12 protein-coding genes are annotated in these 12,033 nt (G+C 39.3%); 3 read left to right on the forward strand and 9 right to left on the reverse strand.

Annotated elements, in window-relative coordinates; translation table 11 throughout:
- Positions 1–123: 123 nt before the first annotated feature.
- A complete protein-coding gene (locus tag IGI44_RS10145; RefSeq protein WP_438787621.1) occupies positions 124–1,659 on the forward strand; it encodes a helix-turn-helix domain-containing protein in 1,536 nt (511 codons plus the stop codon).
- 99 nt (positions 1,660–1,758) lie between these two features.
- On the opposite strand, the gene IGI44_RS10150 is transcribed toward IGI44_RS10145, so the two are convergent.
- From IGI44_RS10150 to IGI44_RS10190, 9 genes are all read right to left on the reverse strand, one after another.
- A complete protein-coding gene (locus IGI44_RS10150) occupies positions 1,759–2,304 on the reverse strand; it encodes an ECF transporter S component (protein WP_438787622.1) in 546 nt (181 codons plus the stop codon).
- A gap of 277 nt (positions 2,305–2,581) precedes the next feature.
- Positions 2,582–3,577: a sugar kinase gene (locus IGI44_RS10155; RefSeq protein WP_438787623.1), complete on the reverse strand. Its 996-nt coding sequence runs from the start codon at positions 3,575–3,577 to the stop codon at positions 2,582–2,584.
- Between the two features lie 101 nt (positions 3,578–3,678).
- Positions 3,679–4,419 carry a 2-dehydro-3-deoxy-phosphogluconate aldolase gene (dagF, locus tag IGI44_RS10160; RefSeq protein ID WP_438787624.1) on the reverse strand — a complete coding sequence of 247 codons (741 nt, stop codon included), beginning with the start codon at positions 4,417–4,419 and terminating at the stop codon, positions 3,679–3,681.
- 14 nt (positions 4,420–4,433) lie between these two features.
- A complete protein-coding gene (locus tag IGI44_RS10165) occupies positions 4,434–5,528 on the reverse strand; it encodes a DgaE family pyridoxal phosphate-dependent ammonia lyase (protein WP_438787625.1) in 1,095 nt (364 codons plus the stop codon).
- Complete coding sequence (locus tag IGI44_RS10170) at positions 5,518–6,624, reverse strand: amidohydrolase/deacetylase family metallohydrolase (protein WP_438787626.1); 1,107 nt, start codon at positions 6,622–6,624, stop codon at positions 5,518–5,520. The genes IGI44_RS10165 and IGI44_RS10170 overlap by 11 nt, the downstream gene beginning before the upstream one ends.
- 9 nt (positions 6,625–6,633) lie before the next feature.
- Entirely contained in the window at positions 6,634–7,722 is a 1,089-nt protein-coding gene (locus tag IGI44_RS10175; RefSeq protein WP_438787627.1) for a DUF871 domain-containing protein, read from the reverse strand.
- Positions 7,719–7,982, reverse strand: a complete 264-nt coding sequence (locus IGI44_RS10180) for a hypothetical protein (RefSeq protein WP_438787628.1) — start codon at positions 7,980–7,982, stop codon at positions 7,719–7,721. Before IGI44_RS10180 ends, IGI44_RS10175 begins: the two co-directional genes overlap by 4 nt.
- 63 nt (positions 7,983–8,045) lie before the next feature.
- Complete coding sequence (locus IGI44_RS10185; RefSeq protein ID WP_438787629.1) at positions 8,046–9,389, reverse strand: PTS sugar transporter subunit IIC; 1,344 nt, start codon at positions 9,387–9,389, stop codon at positions 8,046–8,048.
- Between the two features lie 232 nt (positions 9,390–9,621).
- Positions 9,622–10,323: a GntR family transcriptional regulator gene (locus IGI44_RS10190; RefSeq protein ID WP_438787630.1), complete on the reverse strand. Its 702-nt coding sequence runs from the start codon at positions 10,321–10,323 to the stop codon at positions 9,622–9,624.
- Between the two features lie 174 nt (positions 10,324–10,497).
- On the opposite strand from IGI44_RS10190, the gene IGI44_RS10195 reads away from it, so the two are divergent.
- Together IGI44_RS10195 and IGI44_RS10200 are read left to right on the forward strand one after the other, a co-directional pair.
- A complete protein-coding gene (locus tag IGI44_RS10195; RefSeq protein ID WP_438787631.1) occupies positions 10,498–11,097 on the forward strand; it encodes a DUF1349 domain-containing protein in 600 nt (199 codons plus the stop codon).
- A gap of 63 nt (positions 11,098–11,160) precedes the next feature.
- On the forward strand, positions 11,161–12,033 hold the full coding sequence (locus IGI44_RS10200) for a LysR family transcriptional regulator (RefSeq protein WP_438787632.1): 873 nt from the start codon (positions 11,161–11,163) through the stop codon (positions 12,031–12,033).

The raw sequence follows: 12,033 nt of genomic DNA on the forward strand, positions 1-12,033 counted from the left end.
AAGAGGCTGTACTGTTTTGCGTTGAAAATTATTATGATTACAGGAGTCTCAAACTGAATTTCTATCACTATTGAGCGTTCTGTGCTATTCTTCAAATAAATATGCTGATAAAAGGAGTACAAAATGGATTTTATCGTTGATAAACTGGATAAAAAGAAACTGCTCTTCATACAGACGATTTTTGAATCAGACCACCATATATGTACCTTAGAGACATTGTTGCACTCAGTTAATATCAATAATCAAACAGCTATCTCTATTTTTCATTCGATCCTTGAAGATATTCGCCTTACCGATCTGTCAGAATCGATTGATTTAAGCTACTCTCAAACAAATCGACTATTCAGATTACAGCTTTCTGATTCCTTCACTATTCAAAACTTTATGAACGTTTATATTCTAAGATCGACTAAATTTAAGTTAATCAAATCGTTGTTGACAACATCTTATGACACACTACAAGATGCAGCAGATAGTCTACATGTTTCGTATTCTCACGTTCGAAGGATGATTGCAGAATTAAACCTTTACTTTGAACCTATGGGTTTACGCATTCATTCACGTCGTAAAGTAAATCTGGATGGCAACGAGATCAGCTTAAGATTTTTTTATACCGCCTTATATCTGACGACTTATGGGATCGAATATTGGCCATTTGCTTCATTTAACTATTTGGAGTTGTCTGAACTCCTGGATGATTGTCCAACCGAAGTTTTCGAATCAAGATCACTAGACAAAAATGTTCTTACGCATTATTACCTTGCGATTCATCTTTTAAGAGAACGACAAGGTTTTAGCATTGATCAAGAGAAGACCTTGATTTCTCTTTACAAGCCGTTTTCACCTTCTCATCAAGAGGCTTTCCAACGTTTTTCCGTCTCTCTTGGAAAATACTTGCCTTATCATTCAGTGGAAAAGCTAAGGAAAGAAGCACAATTAATTTGTAGTAGTTTATTGGCTCTAGGCAGTTTTTCTTCTATAGAAACAGCCCCTGATTTTTTTCTTTTGGACGAGCAACTTAATAACCAACAATTCACTCATAAGGCATTGCGAATTATTGATCGAGTAAACCACCATTTATACATTCCGTTAACAACCAGAGAGCGTAATAAAATTCTCTACTCTGTTTTGTGCCTGCATTATCGAGTCGCCTATATTGGTAAACCACTAAATTATATTCAAACGCTTCTTCCGTACTATTCACATCAAGCAATTGATGCACGAAAAAGGCATAAAATTCAACACATTCAAGCACTCGTTGAGAACGAAATGAAATCAAATGAATTTGATTGGGGAAAAGACTTTTATGATTATCTTCTTTCACAATATTGCTTGATATATGATAAAAACATTGAATTCGAAAAACATACGGCACCCATTACAATCGCATTCCTATCAATCATTTCAAATCAGACGTTGCAAAATGATGTATGTCAATATTTCTCCTCTTATTTCAATTTGAATGTAGCAAATAGTCTCAACGACAATGTCGATATTATCATTAGTGAAGTTCCCGTTTCTGTTGATACGATCTCAGCTCTTCGTCTGCATCAACCGATTATCCATTGCCACCAAAAACTGGTTCAATCGGATTACGAAAAGATCACTGAAGCTTTAGCCAAAATTGCTAGGAAGAACTTTAAATCATCCAATGAGTAATTCTTATGATCATTCATGCAAAAAAATCCTCTCAGCTAGAAAATCTAATAAGATTTTCTAGCTGAGAGGATTTATGCTGAAATGACTAACCGACGATGATTAACTGACTCTTTGACGATTTAACGCTTTAGAAAGAACTGGAACAACTAAAATGGACAGCCCGCCACCGATCAACGCCGTGATTAATTGTGGAAAGGAGAAGGCACCTGAAACCATTGCCGCCTTAGGAGCGGGCATTTTTAAAAGGATTGGAACGACAAATTGAACTACTGATAAATAGAGCACGCCAAATTTACATATAGCACCAACTACTGTTGCCATTACAAAATTCGGAATCCCTTGCTTCTTATTCCTTCCCGCCATTAAATGCCAGACAGTCACAATTACTGCATTGCCGAGCATTACGCAGAATACAATTTGTGGAAACGCGGGGCCGATGCCAAACATAAATGCAAAAATTGGTGATAATAACGCAATTGATAGTCCACTGGCCAATCCACCAGTAGTCACAGCCACGATCAAAATTAGATTGACTAAAGAACCTGTAACTAAAGTATTTCCTAACCCCGATGTTACTGCTTGAACAACGATCAATAATGCCAACAAAACTCCTGTTTGTGTAACCCAAAGTGCTTTTCGATCCATATCTTCGGAACCTCTATTTGTTTAAGTGTTCACAAATAGTTATCCCTTCACTTCCTTTCTCATTTTTATTTAAATACTTATTTTACTAAAAATAAAATACGCAATCATCAATAAATGCTCTTTGTTTCTATATTAATTGTATCAGATTTGCCTCAAAGATAGAAAACCAATTTGACTCGTCTTTTATTATTTATTTGCATAGAGTATTTATATTTCCTGCTATACTTAATTAGCGGTTAAAAAAAGTGAACAACTTTTCCGCTGTCCACTTTGATCGTTATCTGATTAAATCAATCCCTGGATTTTCTAAAATCGTAAGGACCTGCTCTTTTGTCGTCAATGGGACATCTCCATGAATTGTATGAGCTAGCACAGCATTCATTGCCGCAAATTCGACTGTTTCCTTTAAATGCCAACTTTCGGCATATCCCGTTAATATTCCGGCAGCATAAGCATCTCCTGCGCCGATCCGATCTAGGATCGTCAACTCATGCTTCCTACTAACCACGTGTTCTTCTCGACTATAGAGAAACCCTTGTTGCTGTTTTTGAGTCTTTTCTGAGAATCGTTTTGTTCCTGCAAACCAATCAATCTGATACGTTTCCATGAACTGAAGAATCAGTTCATCTTCTGTATCCGTCTGTTCTAACTGAAGCAGATCCGTCAAATCGCGAACACTACCAAAAACAATATCACAATAAGGCAGAATTGCTTCATACTGCTCCTTCATAAAGGCAAGCTTATTCGGCTCAGTGTTTAGACTAGGGCGGAAATTAAAATCAAAACAAACCTTTTTTCCTGATGCTGCGGCTTTTCTCGCTAAGGCATGCGCCGCATCTCGAGTATTATCTGTCAAACTTAGAGAAATTCCACAAATTTGAATCAAATCTGCTGATGTAATGACCTTCTCAAAATCATAAGCTGTCTGATTGCTTAAACCAAAGGAACTGTGATGGCGATTTTGATAGGTCACTTGCGTTGGGCGGGCGCCATACCCATTTTCCGCGAAATAACTACCTATATGATGATGAGCGAACGTCAATAAATCCGTTTTGATCCCATATTTAGCTATTGCTGATTTCGCCACTTGTCCTAATCGATTTTCTGGCAGCACTGTTACTAATGATGTTTCATAGCCGAATTGTGCCAGGTTCGCCATAATGTTGACGCCTGTTCCTGTGTAATCCATCCGCAACTCATTCGTTTGATCCAGCAAAAGGTATTCTGGCGGCGATAACCGTAGCATCACTTCACCGAAAGCCGCAAATCTCATAGACAATCTCCCTTCTAAGGCATAAGTATTCTTTTATCATATGAAAATGTTTCAAATTTCGTTTCTCTGCGGATACTATTTGCAAATATAGAATTGACAAATTACTTCAACGCTTTCTTACACATTTCAAGTAATCCTTTGACATCTTCAGGTCGCGTATCTCCTGTTTCTGAATCAATGATTGAACTATACACATGAGGAATGATTCTTTTGACACCGGCATCTACCGCGATCTGCAGGATCTCTTCAAAATTCTCCAGATCAATACCACCGGTTGGCTCTAAATAAAAATCATACTTGGCACAGGCCTCCGCCACTGCTTTGAACTCTTCTTTATGAGCTAGCCCCTTCATAGGAAAATACTTGATCGAGCTGCCACCCATATCCTGCAATAATTTGATCGCTGTTTCAATGGGAACCACACCTTCTGCGCCTTGTGAACTCAATGGTCCAGTCGCGATATTTACATAACCGACTTTACCAGTTGGTGAAACCAAGCCGTTGATGACTGTTTCCGATTGACCTAATAACGCTCTTGAGGTTCCCACGCCAGTAAAGACTTGGTTGACATGCTGCGGCTGCAGCTCGCCTGAGATTCTTGAAACCATTTGACTTTGATTTGGATCCCCAGCACCAAGACCGACAGACAACGCATTATCCGTTGCCTCTTGATACTTTTTCATATCAGCAATCGCTTCTTCGTCGCTTTCATAATTTTTTGATAGCACACCTAAGACCACATGTCCCTCTGCAGCCTCGTAACAGGCTTTAGCATTTTCCACTGAGTTAGCCAAAACATTTAAACAGATGCGATCTTCTAAGTAATTCGGTTGTAATGACATTGTTTCATCTCCTCTTATTCCATAATATCGCGTAATCGCGTGACGATCATATCCATTTCCTTTGCGTTCACAGAACGGATATCAAATTCAATGATGCCATTGTTGGCTTGGTATTCTCTCGTATAAACAGCCGGCGATTCCTTTTTCAGCTCGGCGATCACTTCCTTCGCCGTATGGTCACCTGAAACTTGAACACTTGCACGATAAATATCGCGACCTGCACCATCTTGAACGACCTTCGCAGTTAAATTGTTGATCTGATTGACTGATTCAATAAACGGCGCTAATCTTGTCTGCATTGAAGCCCCAGCTTCACTGCCATTTGCTAAATAGTCCTCGATCGCCTGCGTAAAGCCCAAAATATTGTCCTTGCCAATCTTCATCGCTCTGCCAATCCCTTTGCTTTGAAGACGAACCCACGCGATTTTGTCTTTCTTGCCGACCACCAATCCAGCACTTGGTCCTTCGATCGCCTTTGCCCCTGAGTAGATTACCAAATCCGCCCCTGCTTTATAATAGAAGAATAAATCTTCCTCTGCAGCCGCATCTACGATCAACGGCAACTGATTTCTTTTTGCTACAGCGGCCGCTTCCTCTACAGTCAGCATGCTTTTTTGGACCGTATGATGGCTCTTGATGTAAAGAATCGCCGCGGTTTTTTCCGTGATCATCATTTCCAAATGGTCTGCTGAACACATGTTAGCATATCCTGCTTCCACGACTTTTCCGCCACCTTGTTCCACCATCACTTCAACAGGCGTCCCATAATCGACATTGTGTCCTTTGGGTAAAATAATCTCACGTTTTGTGATTCGACCCGTATAAGGATGGTAGGCATGATAGCTATCCCCTAGACCGATCACCGCCGCGACACTTTGCGCAATTCCTGCTGAGGCGGAGGAAACGATCTGTGCATCCTCTGCCTCTAATAGTCCAGCAATGTAAGCCCCCGTTTTTTCACTTAGGTCCGCCATCTCAAAAAAGTGCTCACCGCCAAAACGCTGTGCTGCGATTACCGATTCCGACACCTTTGAAACACCCAGAATTGTCATACGACCTGAAGCATTAATGACTTCCTTTAATCCAAGCTTGTCAAAATTAATTGTCATAGATTTGACCTCCAATGATCGTTTCTACAGGAATAATCTCCTGCTTTGCTTTACGTATATTCCCATTAGAATCAATCAATTCCTTTTCTGAATTCTTGATTGTAAAAATCGTCATATCCGCATCGTAACCAACAGCTAATTTCCCTTTATTTCTCAAATGGAAATTCTCGGCCGGTCTTTCGGTCACTTGCTTGATGATCTCTTCCCAAGAATACCCTACCACAAAGAGTTTTTCCATCGTCGTTGCTAGATCATATACGGGACCATTTTCTCTATTGCGAACATAAATATCTGAGCTAATTGAAGAGCTGGTCATTCCTTCACTCAACGCTTGTTTTGCCACCTCAAAGTTAAAACTGTCAGTTCCATGACCGATATCAAAAATAATTCCTTTATTGTAAGCTTCCCAGACAAAATCCTTGATTTGACGTTTTTCACGATCAAAAATACCATTGTCTTTCCCATTGAAGCAATGGGTCAACACATCGCCCTTATCCATCAGCTCCATGATTTCAGACAGTTCCGGCGGTGCAGAACCGACATGAACCATCAATGGCAGTTCACCATATTCCCTTTGGAAATTTTTTGCCAATCTAAGCGGCTCAATTCCGCTTGAACCAATCACTGTTTTACTCATTCGGGCTTTCAAACCAACAATGAACTCGGGAAATCTCTCAATTGCCGTTCTGACTGCGTCACGCTGAACTTTAGTCAGGTCAGCTAGTTCATCTTGTTCCACGATGCCCCATTTTGAGATGTTCAAAAGAGCATATACATTGGTCTTGGATTTGCTGGCTAACTCGCAAAAATCTCCAATATTTTCAGCTCCCGTCGTTCCGGCATCAATCACCGTTGTTACACCTCGCTTGACTCCCACTTCATCAGGATAATCATAATACAACGTCATCTTTTCATAGCAATGTACGTGATCATCGATCCAGCCTGCAGAAATGTATTGATCGTCATTTAGGTTCATCTCTCGACGGGATTCTTTAGAAATTTTATCGCTAATTTCAACTATTTTCCCATCAGAAATACCGATTTCGACCTTCTGTCCATCAATCGTTTTGCCGTTTCTTACAACTACATCCAACATTTTGCGTTCCTACTTTTCTGTAAATTTGAATTTTGACCAAGCATGAATAAAGGGTAATAAGATTTGTTCATCTGAAAGAATCTGCCCTACTTTGTTCTTACGGGAATCCTTGTGTGCCTCCAAAACGACCTGCAGCTCATTCTTGTATTTACCAAAGCCATCATTGCCGATCACGATATCTCCTGGTTGGAATTCAATCTCGTTGTCATGGGGCGGATTCGCCTCTTTGCTATATAATTTTCGAACATTCGTCGAGCGAACCATTTGATCCGTGATATCCCCTCGACGGTAATGCTGTTCATTTAGCACGATTTGTTTTTCAACTTCATTCACATTAGGTACAAATTCAATAGAAAGCTCAGTTTGATAGCGATCAACTTCACCCATCGCCCTTAACTCTTCTTCTGAAGCATACGCATTCCCGATAATCACATCATCGATTAGCTTCGTCGCAAATAAATGCTTTGTCGCAACTTCTACTGGCAAGTGACGATGCATCTCTAGAGTAGGCAAACCATCATTGATATCCCACGGACCGATCTCACCCACCTGAGAAGTTACGAAGGCTGCGGTTCTGATACCATGAGCTTTGAACCGCTCGCTACATTTTACAAAGAAATCAAATGGCAAAGCTGTCCCTTCCTGTGGGTAAAAATTATGACACCCATACAGGTACGGTGTATTCGCTTCGTAAGTCAAAATATTATCTAAATAGGCAACATCATTGCTCATGTTTAATTCAATCGCAACACCAAAGGGATTATACGTCAGCATTGCTTCCTTACTACCATCAAATCCCAAGTCTAAGCGAATCCCATCTGCACCCAACTCATGGAAGAAACTCATGTCGTCATAAGAGATTCCTAACTCTTCAAAAATATTCGGTGCAACATCTAAAATGGTTTCATAGCCTAAACCTTTTGCAAAGAAGATTAAATCCTTAAATTTCTTTTTCACCACTTCTTTGCCTTCTGTAACCTCTAACATACTCATAAAAATCCGACTGAATCCGTATTGATGAGCCATTTTGATATATGCTTTATCCTGATCAATATCACTATGATCGGGGTAGACTGAAATTCCTAATACACGTTTCATACACTTTTCCCTCGTTCCATTTCATCAAATTTTGAGCGATATTTGTAAGCAATCAGCGATGCCGCACACACAGTGACAGTCATAACTAAAAATGAAGCAATATGTAATATTATTCCCACTACAATCGCCACGATAATCGCTCCTAAAGAGCCCAATAAAATATATCTAAGCTTTAATTCCTCCAGCTTTTGCGGGAGCTTACCCTTCTCTAAATAGATATGACTCACGAAAAAGAGCAAGATAACATAAATCAAATTCATCCTATCACCGAAGAGGATAGTCACCCGACTACCCTCTCTATCCTTTCCTATATAAAGAAGAAATTAATTAGAAGTCACACCTTGTAATGTCGCTTCTTTTTTAGCCTGTTCTTCTGCTTCCAGCTCAGCCGCTTCACGAGCTAATTGTTGTTTTTCAAAGACCTTGAAGAATGGATAGTAGATGCCCATAGAGATCAAGAAGTTAACAATAACTAAGATCGCTGCGCCAATACTCCAGTCGGTACTCATCCAAGCAGCAATTGGCGCTGGGATCGTAAATCCATAACGAGCGACCATCATTGGGATTAAACCCGAAACAGTCAAGAAGTAAGATAAAGTCGTTGTGACCAATGGAGCGACGATAAATGGAATCCCAAGTAGTGGGTTCATAACGATCGGAGCTCCAAAGATCATCGGCTCATTAATGTTAAATAATCCTGGTAAGAAAGACAAACGACCTAAGCTCTTCAAGTATTTTGATTTCGAGAACATGAAGAAGACAACTAACGCTAACGTCGTTCCAGCTCCACCGATCCAGATAAACCATTGCAAGAATTGCTCAGTAAAAATATTTGGCATTGCTGTCGCACTAGCACCGTCAGCGAAAGCTTCCATATTTTCAGCGATGGACAATTCCCAAAACGGACGGATCACTGGTCCCATAATCGCTGGCCCATGAATCCCTAGAACCCAGAAGAAACAAATCAAGAATACAGTTAATAACCCACCAAACAGACTATTTCCTGCCAAGATATCTTTGAAAGGCATCAATAGGTTACTCAAGAAGCCGTTAATATCGAAACCAATCATGTGTCGAATTACCCAGAATAAAACAAGAATTGCCCCGCCAGGAATCAACGCCATAAATGAATTCGTTACTTCTGGAGGAACACCATCAGGCATTTTGATCGTAATGTTTTTTTCGATGAAAATGCGATAGATCTCAACAGAAATGATTGCCGTCACGATCGCTCCAAAAAGTGAAGCGGCACCTAGATTGGCAATGTTAATATAACGACCGGCATCAATTACACCCTCCACATTATCAAACACACGCAACGGTGGAGCCGCAGTGACTAGAAAAGCCATTACAGACAAAATACCGGCAGTCAGTGAATCTACCTTGTAACTTTTTGCTAGCTGTGATGCAATTCCAAAAGTTGCATATAATGCTAAGATACCAACAGTGTAACGAAAAGGAATGTCTAAAATTGCTAAATACGGTTCAATCATTGCCGCAATTGATGGGATTGGAAAATTTAGAAAAATAGTGAAAAATGATCCTACAATTGTCAACGGCATCGTTGCTACAATTCCCTTTCTGATTGCCATCATGTGTCGTTGAGTGCCAATCTTATTCGCGAAAGGCATCAGTTTTTGTTCAATTGCGCTTACAAGTCTATCCATTTTTTACCTCCGTTTATAACGTTATAATGTTTACAGTTGAATAATAGCATATTGACTTTTGTCTGTAAACGTTTTTCAAGAGATATTTTTTAAATAATGTATTTAAAAACGGAGAAATTAAGTTAATATTAATCGATAACTCTACATAAAGCCGCTAAAAAGCCTATTCGCAACTCTTTTATAAATTAATTATATTAAAAGCTGTGATGAGAAATTCATCACAGCTTCAGTATTACGTTTCGTATTCAATTTGATACGCATGATCCGAAGTATTATACAACGCTTCGGAATATTCAATAACCTTGTGATTGTAGTCATACGATTTACGAATTCTCTTCAAGGCGATTTTTTCAGTTGTTTGGAGCAGCCTTTGTTCTTCAGTATTTACCGTAATCGCAACAAAATCGTCGATAAAACGATCAATATCTAACCCATTTTGATACAGAATACGATAGAGCGATTCTTTTTCTAAATCTTCTTTCGTCACTCTTTCTAAACCAACGGGTAAGTAATGTTTGAAGTAGATATACGGCTTGCCCGCTAATAAGTACATTCGCTCAAAACAAATAGCTTCCGTGCCAAAATATTCAGAGGCCTTTTCATTTTCAGTCAGTTCAACCTTTTTAACAGCCAAGATTCTTTTTTCTACATTTAAATTCGAATTCTCTAAAATTTGGGTAAAGCTAATAGCCTTCGATAATTTATTATAAGGACGCTCGCTAAGAACCGTTGTTCCCTTTCCACTCTTCTTTTCCACGTACTCATCAGCGGCTAAAAGCTCTATCGCTTTTCTCACGGTGATCTTGCTGACATCAAAAAGCTTTTCTAACTCGGTTTCAGTCGGCAACATGGTTCCCACCGGATATTTACCAGAAAAGATATCTTCTTTGAGCTTTTCTGCAACTTCTAAATACAGTACTCGTGTCTTCTTCATACGTTCCACCTTTCCCAACGATTATCTTCAATAATTAGAATAGCATTTAGCCGAGCGTTTGCAAAGTTTGATTATGTACTCTTGGGAATTATCGTTCTTGATCGATCTTTCCGTAGATTACCTGTCCACTTTTTGATACTCTTTTGGTAGGACAAAATCAAATGGAGGAAAAAAATGAATTTACAGAATTTTAACTGGACACGCTTTCCAGAGAGCTACGAATTATTTAATAATGGCGTAGAAATCGTTACTAAACCGTACACGGATCTCTGGCAAAATACATACTATCATTTTCAGAATGACAATGCGCCTGTTTTTCAAATGGAAACGGATGAACTTTTTTTTAGCTTTGTTGTAAAAACAGACTTTGTTGAAAGCAAGCATCGGTTTGATCAATGCGGCATAGTGATGTATTTAGACAGTGAAAACTGGTTAAAAGCTTCCGTCGAATATGAAAACGGAGAATATCAACACTTAGGAAGCGTTGTTACTAATCATGGCTTCTCTGATTGGGCGACAACCGAAATTGACGCCGAAATCAGCTCTATGTGGTATCGCCTAAGCAGACGCAAAGACGATTATTGCATCGAATCCTCAGTTGACGGCAAAACCTTTCAACAAATGCGAATTTGTCACATGTTCAACGGTGCAGACAAAATTCGGTTTGGGATTTACGCCTGCTCACCAGAAGCTTCCTCCTTTAAAGCGATTTTTACAGAAATGCAGTTGCTGGATTGTCAATGGCCGGCACATGATGGACAACAGCCAGATTAGTCCAGAGTGAGCCTTTATAAATAATAAAGAGTAAAAAAGATCGCTTCAAAGGAGTAGTTTTTTATGGATACGAACATTCAAAAATATTTCGCCTTGGTGAAAACTGTCGAATTAGGCAGCTTCACTAAAGCAGCAAAAGCATTAAATTATTCTCAATCTGGTATTAGTAGAATGATTAACGATTTAGAACAGGAATGGGATATTGCACTTTTGGAAAGAAATCGTTCCGGGTTACGCTTAACCTCCGATGGAATGAATATTTTTCCTCTTGCAAAAAAGTTATGTGAAGAATATGACGCTGTGCAGCGTAGAGTAGAAGAATTGAGTGATATCAGTTCTGGAGTCATTAGAATTGGAACATTTTCAAGTGTAGCAACCCATTGGCTGCCGCAAGTGATCCATGATTTTCAGGTAACGTATCCAAACATAGCTTTTGAACTATTACTAGGTGATTATGATGAAATAGAGAAATGGATTATTACTGGCAGAGTAGATTTTGGATTTCTTCGCTTACCAACCCTTCCTGAGCTTCAAGTAATGTCCATAGAACAGGATGAATTGAAAGTAATCCTGCCTACTGAACATCCCTTGGCCGTATTAAATAAAATTGCTTTACAGGATCTTCAACAACTCCCTTTTATCCTTTTAGAGAAAGATGGGAATTCAGATGTAACGCGATTATTGAATAAATATAATTTTTCGCCCAATGTGCAGTACACCACTTGGGATGACTATGCCATCATGGCAATGGTAGAAAAAGGACTAGGTGTGAGCATTCTTCCTCATCTAATTCTGCAAAGACTTTCTTATGATATCGTAATTAGAGATTTAGATATTCCCGCTTTTCGAAAAATTGGTATTGCTTTCAAGGATAAACGTGTCTTATCTATGGCAAGTAAAAAATTTATCCAGGCATTCGACTCATTTATCCAGTAG

This window comes from Enterococcus sp. DIV0756, from assembly GCF_051710745.1.
Classification (GTDB): domain Bacteria; phylum Bacillota; class Bacilli; order Lactobacillales; family Enterococcaceae; genus Enterococcus_A.